At 63.5% G+C, this 23,889-nt stretch carries 18 protein-coding genes and 1 pseudogene; 6 read left to right on the top strand and 13 right to left on the bottom strand.

The genetic code is table 11. The annotated features are described in order from the left end of the window. Positions 1-12: 12 nt before the first annotated feature. A complete protein-coding gene (locus AB4Z51_RS09270) occupies positions 13-2,085 on the bottom strand; it encodes a DUF1217 domain-containing protein (RefSeq protein ID WP_439036680.1) in 2,073 nt (690 codons plus the stop codon). A 265-nt stretch (positions 2,086-2,350) separates the two neighbouring features. Between AB4Z51_RS09270 and AB4Z51_RS09265 the strand changes: the two genes are divergently transcribed. The 3 genes from AB4Z51_RS09265 to AB4Z51_RS09255 all read left to right on the top strand — a co-directional run bounded on the left by AB4Z51_RS09265 (position 2,351) and on the right by AB4Z51_RS09255 (position 5,598). Continuing rightward, the gene (locus AB4Z51_RS09265; protein ID WP_135213716.1) at positions 2,351-3,118 is read left to right on the top strand and encodes an AAA family ATPase; all 768 of its coding nucleotides are present in this window, start codon (positions 2,351-2,353) and stop codon (positions 3,116-3,118) included. 954 nt (positions 3,119-4,072) lie between these two features. Further along, positions 4,073-4,642, top strand: coding sequence for an SRPBCC family protein (locus AB4Z51_RS09260; protein ID WP_441497312.1), 570 nt, complete (start codon positions 4,073-4,075; stop codon positions 4,640-4,642). Positions 4,643-4,644: 2 nt separating this feature from the next. Beyond that, positions 4,645-5,598 (top strand): YVTN family beta-propeller repeat protein, encoded by a 954-nt coding sequence (locus AB4Z51_RS09255; protein ID WP_135213715.1) that lies wholly within the window; start codon positions 4,645-4,647, stop codon positions 5,596-5,598. Positions 5,599-5,680: 82 nt separating this feature from the next. On the opposite strand, the gene AB4Z51_RS09250 is transcribed toward AB4Z51_RS09255, so the two are convergent. From AB4Z51_RS09250 to AB4Z51_RS09210, 9 genes and pseudogenes are all read right to left on the bottom strand, one after another. After that, positions 5,681-6,616, bottom strand: a complete 936-nt coding sequence (locus tag AB4Z51_RS09250) for a nucleoside hydrolase (protein WP_441497311.1) — start codon at positions 6,614-6,616, stop codon at positions 5,681-5,683. A gap of 35 nt (positions 6,617-6,651) precedes the next feature. After that, the gene (locus tag AB4Z51_RS09245; RefSeq protein WP_135213713.1) at positions 6,652-7,293 is read right to left on the bottom strand and encodes an HAD-IA family hydrolase; all 642 of its coding nucleotides are present in this window, start codon (positions 7,291-7,293) and stop codon (positions 6,652-6,654) included. A 144-nt stretch (positions 7,294-7,437) separates the two neighbouring features. Beyond that, complete coding sequence (locus AB4Z51_RS09240; protein ID WP_441497310.1) at positions 7,438-7,770, bottom strand: hypothetical protein; 333 nt, start codon at positions 7,768-7,770, stop codon at positions 7,438-7,440. A gap of 45 nt (positions 7,771-7,815) precedes the next feature. After that, positions 7,816-10,794: an excinuclease ABC subunit UvrA gene (gene uvrA / locus AB4Z51_RS09235; RefSeq protein ID WP_135213711.1), complete on the bottom strand. Its 2,979-nt coding sequence runs from the start codon at positions 10,792-10,794 to the stop codon at positions 7,816-7,818. 304 nt (positions 10,795-11,098) lie between these two features. Beyond that, positions 11,099-11,843: pseudogene (locus tag AB4Z51_RS09230) on the bottom strand (outer membrane protein). Positions 11,844-11,988: 145 nt separating this feature from the next. Continuing rightward, positions 11,989-12,753, bottom strand: coding sequence for an outer membrane protein (locus AB4Z51_RS09225; RefSeq protein ID WP_441497309.1), 765 nt, complete (start codon positions 12,751-12,753; stop codon positions 11,989-11,991). Positions 12,754-12,942: 189 nt separating this feature from the next. Further along, the gene (locus AB4Z51_RS09220) at positions 12,943-13,695 is read right to left on the bottom strand and encodes an outer membrane protein (RefSeq protein ID WP_439036677.1); all 753 of its coding nucleotides are present in this window, start codon (positions 13,693-13,695) and stop codon (positions 12,943-12,945) included. Positions 13,696-13,918: 223 nt separating this feature from the next. Continuing rightward, entirely contained in the window at positions 13,919-14,608 is a 690-nt protein-coding gene (locus AB4Z51_RS09215) for an outer membrane protein (RefSeq protein WP_071913698.1), read from the bottom strand. A gap of 233 nt (positions 14,609-14,841) precedes the next feature. Further along, positions 14,842-15,603 carry an outer membrane protein gene (locus tag AB4Z51_RS09210; RefSeq protein ID WP_071913701.1) on the bottom strand — a complete coding sequence of 254 codons (762 nt, stop codon included), beginning with the start codon at positions 15,601-15,603 and terminating at the stop codon, positions 14,842-14,844. 450 nt (positions 15,604-16,053) lie between these two features. Between AB4Z51_RS09210 and AB4Z51_RS09205 the strand changes: the two genes are divergently transcribed. From AB4Z51_RS09205 to gyrA, 3 genes are all read left to right on the top strand, one after another. After that, positions 16,054-16,557, top strand: coding sequence for a single-stranded DNA-binding protein (locus AB4Z51_RS09205; RefSeq protein WP_441497308.1), 504 nt, complete (start codon positions 16,054-16,056; stop codon positions 16,555-16,557). 191 nt (positions 16,558-16,748) lie between these two features. Beyond that, positions 16,749-17,147 (top strand): DUF2306 domain-containing protein, encoded by a 399-nt coding sequence (locus AB4Z51_RS09200; protein WP_063983161.1) that lies wholly within the window; start codon positions 16,749-16,751, stop codon positions 17,145-17,147. A 168-nt stretch (positions 17,148-17,315) separates the two neighbouring features. Next, positions 17,316-20,057 carry a DNA gyrase subunit A gene (gene gyrA / locus AB4Z51_RS09195; protein ID WP_135213710.1) on the top strand — a complete coding sequence of 914 codons (2,742 nt, stop codon included), beginning with the start codon at positions 17,316-17,318 and terminating at the stop codon, positions 20,055-20,057. Positions 20,058-20,145: 88 nt separating this feature from the next. Here the strand turns inward: gyrA and AB4Z51_RS09190 are convergent, their stop codons facing one another. From AB4Z51_RS09190 to AB4Z51_RS09180, 3 genes are read right to left on the bottom strand one after another with little or no spacing between them, the layout of a single operon-like run. Then, a complete protein-coding gene (locus AB4Z51_RS09190) occupies positions 20,146-20,340 on the bottom strand; it encodes a hypothetical protein (protein ID WP_071913707.1) in 195 nt (64 codons plus the stop codon). Beyond that, positions 20,337-21,500 carry a PepSY-associated TM helix domain-containing protein gene (locus AB4Z51_RS09185; RefSeq protein WP_135213709.1) on the bottom strand — a complete coding sequence of 388 codons (1,164 nt, stop codon included), beginning with the start codon at positions 21,498-21,500 and terminating at the stop codon, positions 20,337-20,339. The genes AB4Z51_RS09190 and AB4Z51_RS09185 overlap by 4 nt, the downstream gene beginning before the upstream one ends. A 4-nt stretch (positions 21,501-21,504) precedes the next feature. Next, positions 21,505-23,802 (bottom strand): TonB-dependent siderophore receptor, encoded by a 2,298-nt coding sequence (locus tag AB4Z51_RS09180; RefSeq protein WP_441497307.1) that lies wholly within the window; start codon positions 23,800-23,802, stop codon positions 21,505-21,507. Between the last annotated feature and the right edge of the window lie 87 nt (positions 23,803-23,889).

Genomic DNA, 23,889 nt, shown 5'->3' with positions numbered 1-23,889 from the left:
GGCGAGCGATCATCAGTGAGCACGTAGCTTGGCGATGGCCAAGAACGTGGATTCACTTATCCCTGATATGCCCGAGCTCGATCCTTGAAAGAGGTTGAGCAAGGGAGATTGACCCTGGCCGATGCTCTCGCCGTTTCTGACGTCATACATGGCGGAGAACCGGCTCAACAGTTTTTCAACCTTCGCCGGATCGGAAAGATCCTTGATCTTCATGAATTTGTCCACGACCTTGGCTTGCTGATCGATCTGCATCGAGGCCATCGAGTCAGGCAAATCGAAGGTGGTTCTGAACACCTCTGAAAGAGCCTTGTCGGCAAGGATGTCGTATGCGGACGTGATTTCTCCCGCCTTTCGCTGGAAATAGAGCGCAAGGCGTACGCCGGGATTCGTCTCCCCCTGCTGCTGCTCCAGGCTTTGCTGGAGATAGTTCGCCTGTGTTTCCCGGAATTGATCTCTCTTCTGAGGACCCATCATCGGGAGGCGCGCGACGTTGCCCTTGCTGTCGAAGTTGAACGACGCAACGATTTCGGCAAAGCGAGGATCGCTCTGCGTGTTCGCGAAGCTCTTTGGGTTGTTCAGGTCGGAGCTGAAGATCTTCTTGAGAAATTCGGTGCTGACCTTCTTAGGGTCCAAACCCTTGGCCAAGAGAATGAAATCGACCATCGGCCTGTTTGCGAGAAGCTCGGAAACGCTGTCGATGCCTGCGATTGCCTCTTGATAAGCCGTCGCATCTTTCGTGGCTAGTGCCCGAATTGCCTTCTCCTGCTGAGGGCTTGCCTGTTTCAGCGCGGCAACGACGTATTCTCTCGCGATCTGAAGGACCTGAGCCGAGTCTTGAGCCACCAAGGGGGTCGTCAGATTGCCTTTTGCGTCGAAGTTGAAGGCGCGTGCGAGCTCTACATACCGATTGTCCTTGAGGGTATAGACGTAGCTCTTGGGGTCGTTGACGTCGCTTTCGAGGACTGCCTTGATCGTCGCCTTCGAGACCATTCCGGGATCGAGGCCGACGGCGCCCAGCGCAAAATCATACACGCCAGGTGTCGATACGAACGCCTGGACTGAATTGATCTTGCTGAGGTCCGTTCTGAATTGCTTGATCGCCAAAGCTTCGTATATCGGGCTTGCCGCCGAATAGACGGCGGCCTTGCTGTCGTCGAACCGCTTTTTCGTGATCGCGACATTTGCGGCAGTCTGGGCGGACACGCCTGACGGAAGCGACCCGTCGGGCGAGAACTCGAACGCGCCGGCCAGGTCTACAAACCCGCCAATCGTCGCTATCTGGTCACTGAGGCTGGAAATGCTTTTCGTATATGACTCCAGGTGACTTTTTTCGACCAGGATCTGGATGTTCAACTGGGTCACGTCGGCGCCCGGTTGCGATAGTTGGGCCTTGTAACCGGTTATCTTTAGATCAGCGGCGCTGGCGTCCGATTTGGCTTGAGCAAGCTGGGCGTTGAGGCCGGTCAACTGAGAAGCGAAGGTGGTGTTGACGTAGCTATTTGGATCGGACGGATCGCTGCGCAAGACCTGACTTATCGTGTCACCCGGCCACTTGCTTTGATCGATCCCGTATGCCGAGTAGACATAGTTGCGAAGACGGTCGTTGTTCAGGAGTTGGTCTGCACTGCTGATCTTGCCGATTTCAGCGCTGTAGTAATTCGAGTCTGCGGCAAGCGCATCGACCTGGCTCTTCTTGGTCGTCGTGTACAGACCGATCATCTCGTCGGTCTGGTCTCCCGATTGCGCAACTGGCGTGGCACTGCCATTGAAGGAGAATGCCGCGGCAAACTCCCGGTAGCGCTTGTCTACCAACTTGTTGACGAAGCTCTTTGGGTCGGAGAGGTCGCTCTCCAGCACCTTCTTCATGAAAGCCTTGGCGTAGGCCATGTCTTCCAGGCCATATGCCTTCATCGCATAATGATACAGGCGATAATCTTTCATAAGATCATCGACGGTCCGCACCTTGCCGATGTTGGCTTTGTAATAGGCGGATTCTCGCGCGACATCGGGTTGCTGTTCAACCCGCGTCAGGGACTGCTTGAGATGGTGCGCAATGTAGTTGTAGCTGAAATACGTTGATACCATCGCGCATTCCTCGCGGCTCTACGGTCCTGGACTTCCGTCAATCATTGCCGGGTCGCGGGGTGGGGGCTGGCCTCATGCCAGCAAGCTGTCTCGCAGCAACGTTTTCTTAAGGCGATTCTTCGCTGCAATCTTAGGTTTTAATTTGCGTCCAAGTGACGCATGCCGGGTTTTGTTGCTGTATGTTTCTCAGGTGCTGCTTTCGCGAGGATTGTGTTCCTGATATGTTCCAGTCGAAATATCGACCGGAGTGGGTTGGAAGCAGAGCATGAGCCGACGAAGCAATCGCACCATCAACCTGCCGGCGCCGTATCTGAAGCGGGTCTGGCTCGATCCGTCGCGAGTTCACGATCGCGAGGCATATCCGTTTTGCCTGCCCATCTTCCCGGATGATTTCGAGCTCAACTTCGACGCCGCCATCACGATCATCGTCGGAGAGAATGGCACCGGGAAGTCGACGATCCTCGAGGGTATCGCAGCGCTTGCCGGCTACGACGATGCGGGTGGAGGCAAGGGCTACATGCCCGTCGACCATTCCGAAGCGCGGGAGAAGATGGGCGGCCAGCTTTCCAGGGCCTTGCGCGCAAGCTGGCTGCCGAAGATCGCCAACGGCTGGTTTTTTCGCGCCGAGAGTTTTTTCTCGGTCGCGCGATATCTCGACGAGGCCGCACGTGATGCCGGCCAGGCCGGCCCCGACTTCCTGTCGCATTCCCATGGCGAAGGTTTTCTGCGCTTCTTCGAGGAGCGCTGCCAGCGCCAGGGCATCTTCATCTTCGACGAGCCGGAATCGGCGCTGTCGCCGGCGCGTCAGATCGAATTCCTGAAGCTCTTGCGACGCATGGACGAGTCCCGCATCTGCCAGGTCATCATGGCAACCCATGCGCCTCTGCTGATGGCCTATCCAAACGCGAGACTGTTGCGGTTGGGCAAATACGGCCTGGAGCCGACGACGGTGGAGCAAACCGATCATTACCGGGTGATGCGCGAGTTCTGTGACGATCCGCGCGGGTTCGTGGAGGCGACACTGGCGGAGTAGGCGAGGGCGCGCTCCCACGGCACTCGCTCTTCTCGTGTCCCGGACGCGCTGCAGCGCGTAGCGGTGCGGCGCAGAGCAGGGACTCACGCAGTCACACGCTCGCTGATGCATGGGCCCCGGCTCTGCAGCGCACCGCCGCACTGGACGATGCTGCGCATCGCCAGGGAAGCGCTGCGCTGCGTCCGGGGCACGCGAGCAGCTTCTATCTTTGCATTCGAATTCAAATCGCACGCACGGATTCGCATCCTCGCGGCAAGATCTGCCCGAGCTCTGCTGTATTCATCGCCCCCAAAAGTGCCGAGGGCGCGGGGAAGGCCGGGTGCCGGCTGGCACCCGCGGTCCACTGTGCGGAAATTGCGCTACGAAGTTTGCACAGTGGCATAYAGGTGAAGCCAAACATCCGGCCTTCCCTGCGCAGTGGTTTTACGGCTTATGCCGAGCTCTCCCCGGGGAGYGATGCACTATTGCCCCCGTCGCCTTGCGGATGACTGATGTGCGGGCCCGGTCGGGCCGCCACATCACCGCAAGACTTGGCGCACAGGCTCCGGGCGCCAGGACGGCACGGTTTTACCGTACACAGGCTGCACCGGTCGTGTGCGCGCGGCGTTCGCTCACGGTTGCCCGCCCTGCAAACCACCTTCGCGCCGACGCCGCCTGCGTCCACCACGTCCCACCCCGCGTGTCGTGACGATCGCGATAACGCCCCTCGGCCCGGGGTGGGATGGCTTTCTATATGATAATCCGAAATGCGGATAAAGAGAATTATTTCTGCGTGGTGCGGTTGACCCGCCCATTGGGTGTTTTGCCCGACGGGCGGCGCAAGGGGTTGTGGGACGCGCGAGCGCGCGCCGCAACGCCGCCATGAACAGGTCTCCCCACGGCCGCAAAATGCGCTACCATGATCGCAGCGCGCCTCAAGTCGCGCACGATCCACGAGACGCATGAGGAAACGAGATGAGGGTGACGATTGGACGGCGCATGGTCATGGGCGCGGTGCTGACTGCCGCGGGCGCGGTGGCTTTGACGGCGGCGTTTGGCCCGGCTTGGGCACATGGGCCGACCCGGCAGAAGGTGCGCGAATCCATCGAGATCAACGCGCCGCCGGCCAAGGTGTGGGCCGCGATCGGCAATTTCCAGGACATGAGCTGGCTGCCGCCTGTCACCAAGACCGAGGGCGAGAAGGGCAATGAGATCGAAGCGACGCGGCGGCTGACCCTGACGGGAGGCGCCACCGTCGATGAGGAACTCTACAAGTTCGACGCTGCCGCGATGACCTATTCCTACCGGATCACCAAGGTGGACGTGAAGGTGCTGCCGGTCACCAATTATTCCTCGACGCTGACGGTGACGCCGAGCGCCGACGGCAAGGGCGCGACGCTGGAATGGGCGGGCGCGTTCTACCGCGGCTTCCCCAACAACGATCCGCCGCCGGAGCTCAGCGACGAGGYCGCGGTGAAGGCGGTGAAGGGGCTCTATCAGGCCGGCCTCGAAGCGCTGAAGAAGAAGATCGAGAGCGGAAGCTGACCGTGCGGGCGCGGATCCTGGCGGCGCTCGCCGCCAGCCTTTGCGCTGCCAGTATTGGCAGCGCGTCCGCCGAAGAGGCGTTCGTCACCAACCAGCTCAGCGACGATCTGATGGTCGTGGACCTCGCGACATCGCGCAGCGTCGCGACCATCCCGATCGGCGGCAAGCCGGCCGGCGTGGCCGTCAGCGCGGATGGGCGCTTTGCCTATGTCACGAGCCCCGACGCCAAGGCGGTGACCGTGGTCGACGCCGCAACGCGGCAGGTCTCGGGGCGGATCGAGGTCGGCGGCGGGCCGCTCGGCATTGCCGTGACGCCCGATGGCAAGACGGTCTACGTCGCGGACTGGTATGCGGCGGCAGTGCGGGTGATCGATACGGCCTCGCGCAGTATCACGGCCAGCATCGCGGTCGGCGCATCCCCGTCCGGCCTCGCGGTGACGCCTGATGGCAGGCTGCTGCTCTCGGCGGACCGCGACGACGACAGCGTCTCGGTGGTCGATACCGCGACGCGTGAGCGCAGGGCGACCATCAAGGTCGGGACCCGTCCGTTCGGCGTCACCATCGATGCCGAGGGAAAACGCGCCTACACCGCCAATGTCGGCTCCAACGACGTCTCGGTGATCGACATCGCCGCGAGCCAAGAGATCGGCCGCGTGCCGGTCGGGATGCGTCCTTATGCGGTGGCGCTGACGCAAGGGCGCGGCTTCGTCACCGACCAATATGGCGGCACCGTCAGCGTGTTCGACCTGGCGACGCTGAAGCCGGTCAAGCGGATCAATGTCGGCGACTATCCCGAAGGCATCAATGTGACCGCCGACGGCAAGCGCGTCATCGTCGCCTGCTGGGAGAGCAACACATTGAGCATCATCGATGCCACCGAGCTGAAGGTGATCGGCGAGGTCAAGACCGGCGACGGCCCGCGCGCGTTCGGGGCGTTCCTGCGTAGGACGGAGTAGGGGGCGCGGAGCATCTGTAGCCTGCATGGAGCGAAGCGGAATGCGGGGACACTTTCCCGGATTGCGCTTCGCTCCATCCGGGCTACGGCGCTAAACCACTCTTAGATCCGGCAAACGCCTTCAACTTCAGGAAAAAGTCCTTCAGGATCGGGTTGCGATCCACATAGGTCACGTAGCGGATCGGATGCCGCCGGCGATCGATGCTCCACGTGATCTGATCCGTGAGAACCGGAGCCGGCACGATCACGCTCGGCGCCCAATCGGGATTGAGAAGCCAGCCGACCGGCGCCATGTCCCAGATCTCCTTGGCCCAGCCCAGATGGTCGGACGAATAGTCCTTGAAGCGCATGGCGAGGAACGCGCCGATGCTGCCATGCGGTTCGACGTAGCGCTCGATCTCCGGCACCGTGCTGTGAAGGTGCGAGGTGACGCCCTTGCATGGCACGAGCACGAGCGGCACGCCGCTGTCGAACAGCACCTGCGCGCCGCCGACGTCCTGCCTGAGGTTGAACTCGATCGTGTGCGGCCATTCCAGCGCGTGACCGCCAAGCCAGACCACCACCACGCGGTCGATGATGTCGGGGGCCTCGAGCAGTGCCGAGGCGACATTGCTGATGGCGCCGATGGCAATGACGTAGAGCGGATTGTCAGGGGAGCCTGCGCGCGCCCGGGCCACGAGGTCGTTGACGGCGGGGGCCGCCTGCGCCGTCTTGCCGGGACCGACATAGTCGGTGACGCCGCGATGGACGAGGCCGTCCGGCGCGACGTTGAGGCGCTCCAGCAGGCGAAGGATTTCCTGGTAGCTCAGCYCCATGCCGTGGCCGGGACTGTCGGCGCGTGTGTTGAAGAACGGCGCGGCGTAGATCGCCTCGACGTCGAACCGGTCCTTCGACAGCAGCATCTGCACCAGCGCGAACTGATCGTCGATCTCGTTGTAGGTGTCGGTGTCGAGCACCACGCGCACCTTGCCGACCGGCGGCTCCAGGAGTTTGAGGCGGGCTGCGTCCGAGAGTGTCATCACCGTCTCCTTGGGCCGGGGGGGCCGATTGCGGATCAGGCCTTGAGCGAAATCCGGCAGACCACGTCTGCGATCTCATCCATCTGCGCGAACATGTGATCGGGCGCAAGCGCCCGCAGCGCCGCCGGCGCGGCGTAGCCCCAACTCACCGCGCCGCAGGCAATCCCTACCGCGCGCGCCGCCTCGATGTCGCGGACCTCGTCGCCGATCGCGATCACGCGGCCTGGCTCCACGCCCGCGCGCCGGATCACGCGGCGGAATTTCGCGGGCTTGCCGAACAGCGACGCCGCGCAGTCGAAATGCGCGAACAGGGCGGCGGACTCGCCGAGCTTCTCGCGCGCATTGGCTTCGCTATCCGACGTCACCAGCGCGAGCTGCACGCCGTTCCCGGCCAGCGTCTGCAGCATCGTCTCGACGCCGGCGAATAGGGGAATCTCCGCCGCCGCCTCCGCCTTCAGCCGCCGCGCATGCCGCGCGATCGCCGGCAGCTTCCACAGCGGCACCTCGAGCCGGGCGAGGATCTCGCGCGACGAGGCATGTCGCAGCGCTTCGATTTCGTCATCCGCGACGCGGCGAAAATTGAAGCGATCGGCGACATCGTTGATGGTGCGCAGGAACCACGGAAAGCTGTCGGCCAGTGTGCCGTCGAGATCGAAGATGGCGAGGGAGTAGTGCATGGAGGAGGTTTTGGAGTTCGCTGACAAACGAGACGTGGCGGCTATTATTTAGAAGAATTCGAGGACACCCATGCGACACGAGCGCATTGAAATCAACCCTGCGATCATGGCCGGCAAGCCCGTCAGCCGTGGGACGCATGTGCGTCACCGCAACCTGCGCACGTGAACATTGATGTCGAGATYGATGTTGCTGACGCAGGTCTGAGTAGTCCGGTGAGAGCCGCCCTCGTGCCAGGGGCCATCGCGCGTGCGGGCGTTGGTGATATTGGCGAGCTTCAGGCATCGCCATTGCGGCAGCGGTCCGCTGCTCTCGCCGCCAAATTGCCAGGCGAGGACGGCTTCCTCACCCATCTTGTTGGTGCCGATGATGTGGGGGCAGAGCTCGCGATAACGCCCCTCGTAGATGCAGGTTACCTGCTGCTCGGCGAGGATTGCCTTGCGGAAGAGCATGTAGGTGCGGCTGGGCATCGCGGACACTTGCAGCCTTTCCCCGATGATCCCGCGGACGAGGCGGAATGAACTCTACTCCGCCGCCTCGCTCGTGCTCCTCCGCTTCGGCTTCCGTGCCTTCTTCAGCACCGGCTCCAGAAACTTCCCCGTGTAGCTCCGCGGCGCTTTCGCGATGTCCTCCGGCGGGCCCCAGGCGACGATCTCGCCGCCGCCGTCGCCGCCTTCGGGGCCGAGGTCGATGACCCAGTCGGCCGTCTTGATGACTTCGAGATTGTGCTCGATGACGACGACCGTGTTGCCCTGTGCGACGAGCTCGTGCAGCACCTCAAGCAGCTTCTTGACGTCGTGGAAGTGCAGGCCGGTGGTCGGCTCGTCCAGGATGTAGAGCGTGCGGCCGGTGGCGCGCTTCGACAGCTCCTTCGCGAGCTTGACGCGCTGGGCTTCGCCGCCCGACAGGGTCGTCGCCTGCTGGCCGACATGGATGTAATCGAGCCCGACGCGGTGCAGGGTCTGGAAGGTCTCGCGCACGCGCGGCACCGCCTTGAAGAAGTCGGCGGCTTCCTCGACGGTCATGTCGAGCACGTCGGCGATGCTCTTGCCCTTGAACAGGACCTCCAGCGTCTCGCGGTTGTAACGCTTGCCCTTGCAGACGTCGCAGGTGACGTAGACGTCGGGCAGGAAGTGCATCTCGATCTTGATGACGCCGTCGCCCTGGCAGGCCTCGCAGCGGCCGCCCTTGACGTTGAAGGAGAAGCGGCCGGGCTCGTAGCCGCGCGCCTTCGCTTCGGGCAGGCCGGCGAACCATTCGCGGATCGGCGTGAAGGCGCCGGTATAGGTCGCGGGGTTCGAGCGCGGGGTGCGGCCGATCGGCGACTGGTCGATGTCGATGATCTTGTCGATGTGCTCGAGGCCCTCGATGCGATCGTGGGGTGCGGCGCCTTCGCTAGCGTTGTTCAGCTTGCGGGCGATGGCCTTGTAGAGCGTGTCGATCAGCAGCGTCGACTTGCCGCCGCCGGAGACGCCGGTGACGGCCGTGAACAGGCCCAGCGGAATCTCGGCCGTGACGTTCTTAAGGTTGTTGCCGCGCGCGTTGACCACCTTGATGGTGCGGCGATGGTTCGGCGGGCGCCGCTCCGGCACCTCGACCTCGAGCTCGCCGGTGAGATATTTGCCGGTGAGCGATTTCGGGTTGCGCATGATCTCGGCGGGCGTGCCTTCGGCGACGATGTTGCCGCCATGCATGCCGGCGCCGGGCCCGATGTCGAGGACGTAGTCGGCAAGCAGGATCGCGTCCTCGTCATGCTCGACCACGATCACGGTGTTGCCGAGGTCGCGCAGGCGCTTCAGCGTATCGAGCAGGCGGGCGTTGTCGCGCTGGTGCAGGCCGATCGAGGGCTCGTCCAGCACGTAGAGCACGCCAGTCAGTCCCGAGCCGATCTGCGAGGCGAGGCGGATGCGCTGGCTCTCGCCGCCGGACAGCGTGCCGGAGGAGCGGGACAGAGTGAGGTAGTTGAGGCCGACGTCGAGCAGGAAGGTGAGGCGCTCGCGAATCTCCTTGAGGATGCGGCCGGCGATCTCGTTCTGCTGCGTGTTCAGCGCCTCGGGCACGGTCTCGAACCATTCGCCGGCCTTCCTGACCGACAGCTCCGAGATCTCGCCGATATGCTTGCCGCCGATCTTGACGCAGAGCGCCTCGGGCTTCAGCCGGAAACCCTTGCAGCCTTCGCAGGGGACGTCGTGGAAATATTTTGCGAGCTCCTCGCGCGCCCACTCGCTCTCGGTCTCGCGATAGCGGCGGTTGATGTTGGTGATGACGCCCTCGAACGGCTTCTTGGTGTCGTAGGAGCGGACGCCGTCCTCGTAGGAGAACTTGATCTCGTCCTCGCCCGAGCCAAGGAGGATCGCGTTCTGCGTCTTCTTCGGCAGATCCTTCCATTTGGTGGTCAGGGTGAACTTGTAGTGCTTGCCGAGCGCCGTCAGCGTCTGAATATAGTAAGGCGATGACGACTTGGCCCAGGGCGCGATCGCGCCCTTGCCGATGGCGAGCTCCTTGTCGGGGATGACGAGGTCCTCGTCGACATGCTGCTCGACGCCGAGGCCGCCGCAGGCCGGGCAGGCGCCGTAGGGATTGTTGAACGAGAATAGGCGCGGCTCGATCTCCGGAATCGTGAAGCCGGTGACGGGGCAAGCGAATTTTTCCGAGAACAGGATGCGCTCAGGCCCGCTCTTGTCGTGGATTTTTGCGGTCTTCTTCTTCTCCTCGACGGGCGCAGCCGCTGCAGGCGCATCGGCGAACTCGACGACGGCGAGGCCCTCCGCGAGCTTCAGCGCGGTCTCAAAGCTTTCGGCGAGGCGCTGGCCGATGTCGGCGCGCACCACGATGCGGTCGACCACGACGTCGATGTCGTGCGGAAATTTCTTGTCGAGCGTCGGCGCCTCCGCGAGCTCATGGAAGGTGCCGTCGATCTTGACGCGCTGAAAACCCTTCTTGAGCCATTCGGCGAGTTCCTTGCGGTACTCGCCCTTGCGGCCGCGCACGACCGGGGCGAGCAGATAGAGGCGGGTGCCTTCGGGCAGCGCCAGCACGCGGTCGACCATCTGCGAGACGGTCTGGCTCTCGATCGGCAGACCCGTGGCGGGCGAATAGGGCACGCCGACGCGCGCCCAGAGCAGGCGCATGTAGTCGTAGATCTCGGTGACGGTGCCGACGGTCGAACGCGGGTTCTTCGAGGTCGTCTTCTGCTCGATCGAGATCGCCGGCGACAGGCCGTCGATCTGGTCGACATCAGGCTTCTGCATCATCTCCAGGAACTGGCGCGCATAGGCCGACAGCGATTCGACGTAGCGGCGCTGGCCCTCCGCATAGATGGTGTCGAAGGCGAGCGAGGATTTGCCGGAGCCTGACAGCCCGGTGAACACCACCAGCTTGTCGCGGGGAATCTCGACGTCGACATTCTTGAGGTTGTGCTCGCGCGCGCCACGAATCGTAATTGCGCGCAGGCTGGATCCCGCGTTCTGCTGTTGGCGCTTCGCCTTGATCACTTCATCCATCCGAGTTGCCCTCAAGGAATCCCAAAGGTGCGCGATCGCGCCAACAAAAAAGGCGCGCGTCGCCCGGAACCGGGATCGGCGCCGATGGGTATGGCAGCGAACGTAGGAAGAACGGGGACGGATTTCCAGTGGCGTGTGCGAATCGTCAACGGATTGTTGGCGCGCTGGCGGCATCTGGCAGGAGCAGGGCCCCCGGAACATGCGAAGGGCCGGCGCGAGGCCAGCCCTTCGTTCGCGTTTGAATGCGGATTTGGGGCAATCCGCACATGATCAGGACTTGGAGGTTCCTGAGGGAAGCTTGGTCTCAGTATTTGGCGACGACCGGGCCGCCCCAGCGGTAATTGATGCGGATCAGGCCCATGTCGATATCCTGGCCRATCCGGTCGGTGCGCGGGGCGAAGCCGCCGACGAGCGTTGCGAAGTCGGCGCTGTGATGGCCGAGGAAGACATGGTTGTACTCGCCGCCGACCGACCAGTTCTCGGCAAAGCCCCATTCCACGCCGATGCCGATGGTGTAGCCCCAGCGGGTCTGGTTGACGCTGTTGAACACCGCGGCCGGGACGCCGGGGACGAAGGTGTCGTACTTGTCGTGCGCCACCGCGGCGCCGGCCTTGCCATAGAAGAGCAGGTTGTTGACGGCGTAGCCCATCTGGCCAGTGAACAGGCCGAAGCTGTCGATCTTGGTCTGGTTGGTGAACAGCGGCAGCGCCACGCTGACATTGCTGCCCTTGAAGTCGGCCCAGTTGCCCTGGCCCTCGATGCCGAACACCCAGCGCGACTTCTGCCAGCGATAGCCGAGTTGTCCGCCGATCGTGCCACCGCCCGCATTGTGACAGCCTTCGCCAACGGCCGGATCGACAGCGACGCCGAGCGCGCGGGTCACGCCTCAGCAGCCCGCCGCCGCCGTTGATGCCGACATAGATGCCGCTCCAGTCGTAGAGGGGAACGGCGGCCGCCGGTGCCTTGTAGATCGGGAGATCGGCGGCGGTAGCCGGCGCGACCGCGCCAAGTGCGAACAGGCTGACCGCAGCCAGCATCCACGTCTTCATGTCACGTCCCCAACTCGCCAAAACCATTCGCGGACGCCTTGCGCGCGCCTCACGACTCCAAGACGGTTGGGTGCACCCTCGCGCGAAAACAAAAAGGCCGGCGCAAGGCCGGCCTTTCGTAACGCGATGGCGTCGGAGGCGAAGATCAGTATTTGGCGATGAGGGGGCCGCCGAACCTGTAACTGACGCGGGCCGTTGCAATGTCAACGTCCTGGCGGATTCGATCGGCGCGCGAGAACGTGCCGTTGTTGAACGTAAAGCGGTTGTCGCGCGATCCCATGAAGCCGTGCACATAATCGACGCCGACCACGATGTTGAGCGTTACGCCGAAATCGAGGCCAGCACCAACCGCTCCGCCCCAGCGCGTTTCATTCGTCCTGTCGAACACGAAGCCGGTGGCGGTGGTGAAGCCCTCGTATTTGTCGCTCACAACCATCGCACCACCCTTCGCGTAGAACAGCACATTGCTCCAGGCGTAGCCGACCTGGCCGGTCACGAGACCGAAGGCGTTGATCTTCGAGCGGTCTGAGCCGACGCCGCCGGCAGCCAGGCTCGGTCCATTGGAGCCGCTAAGGTGAGCCCAGTCGCCCTGGCCTTCCACGCCGAACACCCACGACGCGCTTTGCCAGCGAAAGCCGGCCTGGCCGCCAGCCACGCCGCCGGTCGCGGTGTGGCAGCCCTCCGACGCGGGGGGAGTGACCGGCGCACCGAGGATGTTGGTGACGATGTCCCAGCAATTATGGCTCCAGCCGCCACCACCGTTGGCGCCGATGTAGAAGCCGCTCCAATCGTAGACCGTGCCGATCATCGGGGCAGGAGCTTTGGTGTAGGGCCTCGCCGCCAGATCGGCCGCCGAAACGGACGTGGTCATCGCGACGATGCCGGCGGCGGCAAGCATAAACTTGTTCAAGACGGACCCCCCAAGGCCAAAGTTGTTGCGATCTTCGATACAACCTTCGAGGTGCGACAGTCTGTCACCGGAGGGTCACAGCGCGCCGAAAAATGGAACTTGTCCGCAAACGCTCATGCCGTACGCGCGAAAACAAAAAGGCCGGCGCAAGGCCGGCCTTTCGTAACGCGATGGCGTCGGAGGCGAAGCTTAGTACTTCGCCACGACCGGGCCGCCGAAGGTGTAGTTCAGGCGAACGGTGCCCATATCGACGTCCTGCTTGATACGGTCGATGCGGTCGTTGAAACCGATAAACGTAAAGCTGACATTGCGGCGGCCCATGAACAGATGGTCGTATTCGATCGCAACGGACCAGTTCGGCGCGAAACCGAATTCGAGGCCGGTGCCGACCGCGCCGCCCCAGCGCGTCTCGCTTGCGCTGTCGAGGACAACGCCGCCGATTAGACCGTTGTACTTGGCGTGCGTGACGGCCGCGCCGCCCTTCACGTACCAGAGCACGTTGTTCCAGGCATAGCCGACCTGGCCGGTGAACAAGCCAATCCCATCGATCTTGGTCTGGTTGACCAGCGGGGGCGGGGCAAGCACCAAGCTCGTATTCGAACCCTTCAGGTTGGCCCAGTCGCCCTGGGCTTCAAGGCCGAACACCCAGTTGGCCGACTGCCAGCGATAACCGATCTGGCCGCCGACGACGCCGCCTGTCGCATTGTGACAGCCTTCAGCCGTGTCCGGACCCGCAACGCCGAAGATATTATTGACATCCCAGCAGTTGCGGCTCGAAGCGCCGCCGCCGTTGATGCCGAGGTAGAAGCCGGACCAGTTGTAGATCGAGGCCACAGCAATGGGCGCCTTGGTGTAGGGACGGGCCGCCAAATCGGCCGCCGAGGCGGGAGCCAACGCGCTGAGTGCGAACAGACTGGCCGAGGCCAGCAAAACCTTCTTCATTTCAATTCCCCAGTTTCGTTTCTCTTTGTCGGCGAAAAACGGCCGACCCAATGACCCAACCGATGTCATCGCTCTACACCATTGAAGCCGAAGGTTGTGTCACCGGGATGCCACAGCTCTCCCCGAAAACGTTGGGAATCGGTAGGCCTGGATCGGTACGCGCGAAAACAAAAAGGCCGGCGCAAGGCCGGCCTTTCGTAACGCGGTGCGTTGGAAGCGAAGCTCAGTACTTCGCGACCACCGGGCCCCCGAAGTGATAGTTCACGCCGACCTGCACGGTGTGGAAGTTGAGCGTGCCGGTGGGCAGGGCGCCCGAGAAGTAGGTCTCGCCGCCGAGGCTGCGATAGAGGTACTCGCCCTTGACCGACCACTGCGGAGCGAAGAACGCCTCGACGCCCGCACCAACGGTCCAGCCGGAGTGCCACTTGCTGTCCGACGCGGTCAAGCCGAGAGCGGAGAGGCTGATCTTGTTGTCGATCCAGGCGTAGCCGCCGGTGCCGTAGAACAGGACCTGATTGACGGCGTAGCCGATACGGCCGCGCACGGTGCCCATGGCATCGGTCTTCGAGCTCGCCGTTGCGGTCACAACGCCGAAGCCGGGAACAACAGTGGCGCCGGTCGCCGAAGCGCTGACGTCAGCCCAGGAACCATCAGCCTCGACGCCGAACACGACGTTGCCGGTCTGCCAGTTGTAGCCGGCGGTGCCGCCGACGAAGCCACCCTTCATCTTCGGGTCGCCGGAACCGTTTTCCCAGGCGCCGCCGCCGACGATACCGAGGTAGAAGCCGGTCCAGTTGTAGACCGAGGCCACCGCCACCGGAGCCTTGGTGTAGGGGCGCGCCGCGAGATCAGCGGCCGAAGCCGGAGCAGCGAGAGCGAACAAACAGGCCGAAGCCAACAAAACCTTCTTCATTTTCAAACTAATCCCAGTCCCGGTTTCTGTTTTTGCCTTCCGTGCGTTCGGAAGGACATCGGACGCCGTGGTCCAACTGATGTCGTGCTTACATCAGCAAAGCCGCAAGTTGTGTCTCCTAAAAGCCACAATAATCGCAAAACGTAACGGTGACTGACCTATAATTCCCATTGCCCACGCAAAAAGGCCGGCGCGAGGCCGGCCTTTGATCTCCAAGCGATCCCAGAGAGATGTCAGTATCTTGCGATCAGCGGGCCGCCCCAGCGATAGTTCACGCGGACGAGGCCGATATCGACGTCCTGGCTGATGCGATCGGAGCGTGTGGCGACGCCGAGCGGGGCGAAATTGCCGGATCCGGTGAAGCTGATGGTGCGGTTGCCGAGGAAGATGTGGTCGTATTCGAAACCCACGGTCCAGTTCGGGGCGAATCCGAACTCGACGCCCGCACCCACGGTGCCGCCCCAACGGGTCTCGTTGGCCCGGTCGAACTCGAGGCCGCTGGCGACGTCGAAGCTGCGGTAGCGATCGCTGACGACGGCGCCGCCGCCCTTCACGTAGACCAGGACGTTGTTCCAGGCGTAACCGACCTGACCGGTAATCAGGCCGAACGCGTTGATCTTCGAACGATCGCGCAGGCCGCTGATCGCACTGATGTTGTCACCCGAGAAATCGGCCCAGTTGCCCTGGCCTTCGAAGCCGAACACCCAGTTGGCTGACTGCCAGCGGTAGCCGACCTGGCCGCCGACCGTGCCGCCGGTCGCGTTGTGGCAGCCTTCGCCTACGAGAACGCCACCGCCGATATCGACGTCCCAGCACTTGTGACTGGTGCCGCCGCCGCCGTTGATACCGATGTAGAAGCCGCTCCAGTCGTAGATGGTCGCGATCATCGGTGCCGGAGCCTTGGTGTAGGGACGCGCAGCGAGATCTGCCGCGCTTGCGGGAGCCGACAGCCCCAACGCGATTGCACCAATAGTACCAATCAAAATCTTATTCATTGCAGTCTCCCCCAGTTTCGGTCCGCTTCTCGAAGTCCCCGAAGCGGTTGATCAGGCGCAACGCCAATAAGAATCTAATTCCGAGCCAAGCGTAGCTTAGGCGGGAGGCGGAGTCCGTCTCCGGAATGCAACAGTCGGGCGGCATCTGAACTGCTTCTAACTTGATGAATGTTAAGCTGTTTCGCCGTCCTCAGGAATTCGGGGAAATTCCATTTGGCGCAGGCCGTCTTTGTGCAACGCGGTGTCGTCTTGCCAACGCAACAAGGTGAGGGGTGTCATAAGAACAAATCTGGAACGAGCCGGCCAGGGGTGCTATATGTGGGGATAAGTGGAGGGGTGACGGGCCGATCCGTCCGCGCAAGCGTATAGGGTCGCGTCAACAGGTTGCAGAGGACGCGGGCGCGTCCCGGGCCTTCTAAAATTCAGTGGCATTCGGAGTGGAGAGCGGCGATGGCGGGAAGCGTCAACAAGGTCATTCTGGTTGGAAATCTCGGCAAGGATCCCGAAATCCGCCGCACCCAGGACGGGCGGCCGATCGCGAATTTGAGCATCGCCACCTCGGAGACCTGGCGCGACAAGAATAGCGGCGAGCGCAAGGAAAAGACCGAGTGGCATCGCGTCGTGATCTTCAATGAAGGGCTCTGCAAGGTCGCCGAGCAGTACCTGAAGAAGGGCGCGAAGGTTTACATCGAGGGCGCGCTCCAGACCCGCAAATGGACCGACCAGAGCGGCGCCGAGAAGTACTCCACCGAGGTCGTGCTCCAGGGCTTCAACTCGACCCTGACGATGCTCGACGGCCGCGGCGGCGGTGGAGGCGGCAGCTTCGGCGACGAGCCGGGCGGCGATTTCGGCTCCTCCGGTCCCGTCAGCAGCRCGCCGCGCCGTGCCGTTGCCGCCGGCGGCGGCGGTGGTGGTGGCCGCAACAGCGACATGGACGACGATATCCCGTTCTGAGGCGGGCGGGGGCGCTTCGCCCCTGATGTCACCTTGCTCGCCTAGAACGACAGGATTCCTTACCAATTGATGGGCAAAGCTCGGTTTTTGCGTGTGCTGCCTCAGGCCTTTGACGAGGCGTGATGTGAATGATATTAACTTGATGTTAATCCTATTTACATGGGTCGGCCGTCGATCGGAGAAAGCCCTGCATGAGCGTTGCGCCGCTGCTTGAGGCCGCTCCAGCGATCCCGCTGCACGCCTTTGCCGCCATGGCCGCCTTCGTGCTCGGCCTCGTTCAGTTTGCCGCCCCCAAAGGCACGCTGCCGCACCGGACGATCGGCTGGATCTGGGTGGCGCTGATGGCGGTGGTGGCGGCCTCGTCGTTCTGGATCCATCAGATCCGCCTGGTCGGGCCGTTCAGCCCGATCCATCTCCTGTCGATCTTCACGCTGGTGATGCTACCGCTCGCGGTGTGGCGGGCGCACACCCATCGGGTCGCCGATCACCGGCGCATCATGATCATGACGTTCGTCGGCGCGCTCGTGATTGCCGGGCTGTTCACGCTGGTGCCTGGACGGATCATGCACCGGGTGATTTTCGGAGCCTAGGACGTGGTTCCATGCGGCTCATTCCGGCTTCCCTCGAGGCAGTGGTGCTGAGCTCGTAAGTCTCTGGAAAAACAGTCGGAAAAACCGCTTCCCCAGACCTCGCAAGGGTGGTTATCAGGGGGGCGATGCGCTATATGATTCCCAGATAAAATCTCACCGGATTTCCCCTTGGCTGACGACGACAACAAGCCCGGCGACCAGCCGGCGCAACCCTCGGACATTCGTCCCGTTTCCATCTACGAGGAGATGAAGAAGTCCTACCTCGATTACGCGATGAGCGTGATCGTGGCGCGTGCGCTGCCCGATGCGCGCGACGGGTTGAAGCCGGTTCATCGTCGCATCCTCTACTCGATGAACGAGCAGGGGCACACGCCCGACAAGAAGTACGTCAAGTCGGCGCGCGTGGTCGGTGACGTCATCGGTAAATACCATCCGCATGGCGACCAGTCGATCTACGACGCCATGGTCCGGATGGCGCAGGACTTCTCGATGCGCGTGCCGCTCATCGACGGCCAGGGCAATTTCGGCTCGGTCGACGGCGATCCCCCGGCCGCCTATCGGTACACCGAAGCGCGACTGACGAAGGTGGCGTTGGCTCTGCTGGCCGACATCGACAAGGACACCGTCGACTTCCAGCCGAACTACGACAACAACGAAACCGAGCCGTCGGTCCTGCCGGCCAAGTTCCCGAACCTCCTGGTCAACGGGGCGGGCGGCATCGCGGTCGGCATGGCCACCAACATCCCGCCGCACAATCTCGGCGAGGTCATCGACGCCTGCGTCGCGTTGATCGACAATCCTGCGCTCACCATCGAGGAACTCATCAACATCGTTCCGGGACCGGATTTCCCGACCGGCGGCGTCATTCTCGGACGCGCGGGCATCCGCGCCGCCTACCACCTCGGTCGCGGCTCCATCGTCATGCGCGGCAAGGTCGCGATCGAGACCATCCGCAAGGAGCGCGAGGCGATCATCATCACCGAGATTCCCTACCAGGTGAACAAGGCGACGATGGTCGAGCGCATCGCCGAGCTGGTCAAGGAAAAGAAGATCGAGGGCATCGGCGACCTGCGCGATGAATCCGACCGCGACGGCTACCGTGTCGTGATCGAATTGAAGCGCGACGCCGTGCCGGATGTGGTGCTCAATCAGCTGTACCGATTCACGCCGCTGCAGACGAGCTTCGGCGTCAACATGGTGGCGCTCGACAGCGGCCGTCCGCGGATCATGCATCTGAAGGATCTGCTGGCGATCTTCGTTGACTTCCGCGAGCGGGTCGTCACGCGGCGTACCAAGTTCCTGCTCGCCAAGGCGCGCGATCGCGCCCACATCCTGGTCGGTCTGGCGATCGCGGTCGCCAATATCGACGAGATGATCCGCGTCATCCGGACCTCGCCCGACCCGACCACTGCCCGCGACACCCTGATGGCGCGCGACTGGCCGGCACGGGACGTCGAGGACATGCTGACGCTGATCGACGATCCGCGTCACCGCATCAGCGAGGACGGCACGATCCGGCTGTCGATGGAGCAGGCGAGGGCCATTCTCGACCTGCGCCTTCAGCGCCTCACCGCGCTCGGCCGCGACGAAATCCGCGACGAGCTCGACAAGCTCGCCGGCGAGATCGCCGACTATCTCGACATCCTGCGCTCGCGCGCGCGCGTGCTGGGCATTATCAAGACCGAGCTTGCCGAGGTGAAGGCCGAGTTCGCGACCCCGCGCCGCACCGTGATCATCGAGCAGGAAGGCGAGGTCGAGGACGAGGACCTGATCCAGCGCGAGGACATGGTCGTCACCGTCTCCCACGCCGGCTACGTCAAGCGCGTGCCGCTGTCGGCCTACCGGGCGCAGCGCCGCGGCGGCAAGGGCCGCGCCGGCATGCAGACCCGCGACGAGGATTTCGTCAGCCGCCTGTTCGTGGCCTCCACGCATACGCCGGTGCTGTTCTTCTCCTCGCGCGGCCAGGTCTACAAGGAGAAGGTCTGGCGCCTGCCGATGGCCGCGCCGAACGCGCGCGGCAAGGCGCTGATCAACATCCTGCCGCTGGAGCAGGGCGAGCGCATCACCACCATCATGCCGCTGCCGGAGGATGAATCGACCTGGGGCAACCTCGACGTGATGTTCGCCACCACCGGCGGCAACGTCCGGCGCAACAAGCTGTCCGACTTCGTCGACGTCCGCCGCTCCGGCATCATCGCCATGAAGCTGGACGAGAATGAAGCGATCGTGGACGTGCAGATCTGCACCGAGCGCGACGACGTGCTTTTGACCGGCGCCGGCGGCCAGTGCATCCGCTTCCCCGTGCCCGACGTGCGCGTGTTTACCGGCCGCACTTCCATGGGCGTGCGCGGCATTGCGCTTGCCGAGGGCGACAAGGTGATCTCGCTGGCCATCTTGCGCCACATGGAGACCACCTCGGACGAACGTTCGGCCTATTTGAAGATGCGCCGTGCGGTGGCCGGCGAAGCCGTGGTCGACGAGGCTCCGGCGGATGCCGAGGCCGAAGAGACGACCTCCGGCAGCTTCCAGCTCCCGCAGGAGCGCTATGTCGAGATGTCGGCGGCCGAGCAGGTCGTGCTCACCGTCTCCGTCAACGGCTACGGCAAGCGGACCTCGTCCTACGAGTACCGCACCACTGGCCGCGGCGGCAAAGGCATCGTCGCCATGAGCGTCAACAACCGCAACGGCAACCTGGTGGCCTCGTTCCCGGTGGAAGACGCCGACCAGATCATGCTGGTCACGGACAAGGGCCAGCTGATCCGCTGCCCGGTCGAAGGCATCCGCGTCGCCGGCCGCTCGACCCAGGGCGTGATCGTGTTCGACACCGCCGAGGACGAGCACGTCGTCTCGGTCGAGCACATCACGGAAGAGGCCGATAGCGGGAACGGCGAGAATGGGAACGGTTCGTAGATCGAGCCGATCCCGTCAGGTGTCGTCTCCGTTGACGGTTGCAATCAACCGGATAGGTCCGGCACGGCACAACGCGCCGGTGTCCGGCCTATGATCCTGGAAGATGCGGCTGGCGCGATGCCTTCCAGCCGAGCACGGCCAGCGGAATTGCCAGTGCTGCCCAGGACAGCGCGTCCCAGCCATCGTCGCCGAACAGCGCCGACGCCAGCCCGACAAGGATGAGCCCCCCGAGCAGGAGCGGCCAGCGAAAGATCTCGTCCATGGTGTGGCGCTCGCGCTTCATGGACGGATCCCGGATGTCGCTACGACAGGCGGCCCGTCCTGCGCGCGCGTGGTGAAGCGAGGTGATTTGCGCTTGCCGAGCCAGAGATAGACGCCGCTGGCAAGCACGACGATGGCGGCAAGATCGAACAGCGCCCAGATGATCTTCAGCGGCAGGCTGCCGTAGTCCCCGAAATGAAGCGGGCGCGATACCTGCAACGCCCTGAGATACCACGGCAGGCCACGCGCGGTGACGAGCTGCCCGGTTTCGGCGTCGAGCATCGCGGGCGTGAACAGGCGCGAGGTGATCGGCGTCGTGCCCTTGGTCCAGACGATGAAGTGCCGTGGTGTCCCGAACCGTGCGACCGTCGGAAAGATGATGCTGGCCGGCGTGTTGCCGTCGAGCGCCCGACGTGCTGCGGCCGTGACGTCGTCGACGTCGGCCCATTTCGCAAGCGGCGGCTTGCCCAAGTGCGGCGCGATCAGCTCCGGCATCACGTCCGCGCGCCAGGCGGAGAACAGCGGCAACGATATCGTGTTGATGACACCGGTGACGCCGACGGCAAGCAGCCATATGAGAGTCACTCCGCCGATCAGATTGTGCAGGTCGAGCCATTTGACCCGCGACGCGCCGATACGACGCACCGTGCCGAAGTTGAGCCGGCGCATGAAGGGCGCGTAGAGCATGATGCCGGAAACGATCGCGATGACAAACAGCAGGCCCATGACGCCGAGAAACAGTTCACCCGGCAACCCCAAGAACATGTCGCGGTGGAACATGCGGATGGCGCTCATCAGGCCGCCCTGCTGCGTGTCTTCGCCGATCAATTCGGCGGTTCTGGAATCGAATGACAGCTTCAGGAAACGTTGGCCGGGGGGAGCTTCGGGCGTAGCCGAGAGGAATACGTTGACGACGTTAGCGCGATCGTCGTCCCAGCCGAGCACCTGGAGATAGCGCTGCGGATAGCGCGCCTTGGCGGCGTCGACCAGCCGGCTTAGCGGAGCCTGCGGAGTATCCGCCGGGAGCTCTCGGGCCGAGGCTTCTGACTTGAAGAGCTCGTCGATCTCGTCATGAAAGATCAGTGGGAGCCCGGTGATGCAAAGCATCAGGAGGAATAGCGTGCAGACCAGGCTGGTCCATTTGTGGACCAGCGAACACCATTTGACTGACTGTGCTGTCATCCCCTCACCACCGGTAGGTCAGCGTCGCCAGCACCGTGCGCCCCAGCGCCCAGCGGCAGCTGCCGGCCGTGCATAACGAGACATAGGTCTTGTCGAACACGTTGTTGACGTTCACCGCCGCACTGAGGCCCTTCCACTGCTGATACCGCATCCCGAAATCATAGGACAGCACCGCATCGAACACCGTGCTGGACGGAACGGTGGCGGCGGGCAGGAAGACGCCCGGCACGATGGTCGGAACCGTCAGATTGTTGGCGTTGGTCGTGTACATGTCGTGGACGTAGCGGACGCCGCCGCCGAAGCCGAAACCGGTCGCCGGACCGCCCTGCACCAGATAGTTGGCCCAGAGCGAGGCGGTGTGCATCGGGACGTTGGCGAGCCGCTTGCCGAAATTCACGTCCTGGGGCGAGCTGATCCGGTTGTCGAGATAGGAGTACTGCCCGCGCAGGCTCAGGCCGGGCAGGGGGCTGCCGACGACGGATCCTTCGAACCCGCGCGAGCTGACCTCGCCAACCTGCGCCGTGGTGTTGGCGGGAATGCCGGGGCCGCTGATGACCGTTGCCACGTTCTGCTGCTTGAGATCGTAGACCGCGGCAGTGAACATCAGATTGGTCCCGACCGGCTGATACTTCACGCCGCCTTCATACTGCTCGCCGGTGGTCGGCTTGAACGGTTGGCCGTTCGTGCCGACCGAGGTCGGCTGGAACGAGGTCGAGTAGCTGACATAGGGCGCAATGCCGTTGTCGAAATTGTAGATCGCGCCAATGCGGCCGGTTGGCTTCTGGTCGTCGTTCAGGACGCGAACGCCGGTGTTCTGCGCCAAGGTATTACCCTCGGCCCAGTCGTAGCGGACTCCGCCGAGGACGGTGAGCCGGCCGAGCCTGGCCTCGTCCTGGACGTAGAGGCCGCGCTGCGACAGGTGCTGGTCGAGGTTCTGGAAGAGCGCCGTGGGGACGGCGATGTTCTGCGTGTAATTCGGCGCCAGGATGTCGAGCGTGTTGGTGGCCGCGAAACGGGCGAGATTGTTGAAGTCGAACCGCTGGTAGTCGAGGCCGGCAAGCACCGTGTGCTGCAACGGTCCCATGTTGAACTTGGCCTGGAGCTGGTTGTCGGCAGCGAATGTGTCGAGGTTCTCGTTGGTCGAGAAGTAGCTCCGGTTGATCGTGCGGCCGTCGACCAGCCGGAGCGTGCCGCCCGCGCCCGTCGTCGTGAACCCGCCGGGCTGCACTTCGACATAGCTGAGCTCATTGTGCAGGTAGCGTACGTTCTGGCGCACCGTGAAGACGTCGTCGAAACGATGCTCGAACTCGTAGCCGGCGGTTGCCTGCTTGTATTTGAGAGTCTCGTAGTTGAGATCGCCGGCAAAGAAATTGCGCGGGATCTGCCCGAACGTCCCCGGCACCAGCGTGCCCTGGATCGGCAAGAGCGCGAAGGCACCACCCTTCGGGTCCTGCCGGTAGCTCGTCAGGAAGGTGATGGTGGTGTCGATACTCGGACGCCACGTCCAGGCCGGCGCGATCGAAAATCTTTGCTCGCCGATATTGTCGACCTGGGTGTCGGCGTTGAGGCCGATACCGGTGACGCGGTAGAGCAGCGTCTTGTCCTTGTCGACGGGGCCGCCGACATCGAAGGCGCCCTGGATCCGGTTGAACGAGCCGGTTTGCAGGGAGACTTCTCCGAACGGATTTTCAGTCGGGCGCTTGCTGACGAGGTTGAGGATGCCGCCGGGCGAGGCGGCGCCGTAGAGAATTGATGCCGGCCCGGTGATCACCTCGGCGCGCTCGAGCAAATAGGGATCGACCCGCGGCGCACCGAACGGTCCGCCCTGGAGCCGCAGCCCGTCCAGATATGTTTCGAGGCTGAAGCCGCGCGCGCTGACGTTCTGAAAGCGGAAATCGGTATCGTTGCTGAAATAGATTCCTGGCGCGTAGCGCAAGAGGTCGCGGACGCTCTGGGCGCGCCGCACATTCATTTCGTCGCGAGTGATGACGGCGATCGATGCCGGCGTCGACATGATCGGCGCATCCGTCTTGGTGGCGCCGGAGGCGCGGGTGGCGACGAACCCGTTGGTGCCGGCGTTGACGCGCGCTGCTGTTCCCACCAGCGCTTGGGGCTCCGGCTGTACTGTCGAACGGTTGGCCTGTTGAGCGGACCGCTGGCTCGCACTGCGCCGCGCCGATGCGTTGCGCCGGACCTGGACCGGACGTTGCGCGCGCTGAACGGGTGCGTCGACCGTCACCGGCGGCAACGCGGATGCACCGGATTGGCCAGTGTTCTGCGCGTTCACCGGCGTGACGGCCATCAGCAAGCAGCCCAGTGTGAGTGCGCTGGCTGTGCTCTTGAAAGTGTTCCTTAAAAAATAGTCCGCACGACCACGCAGGCCGTGTCC

Origin of the sequence: Bradyrhizobium sp. 2TAF36, from assembly GCF_052114925.1 — a bacterium.
GTDB lineage: Bacteria > Pseudomonadota > Alphaproteobacteria > Rhizobiales > Xanthobacteraceae > Bradyrhizobium > Bradyrhizobium barranii.
The sequence above is the reverse complement of the archived record's forward strand: the minus strand, read 5'-3'. Positions and strand labels throughout refer to the sequence as shown.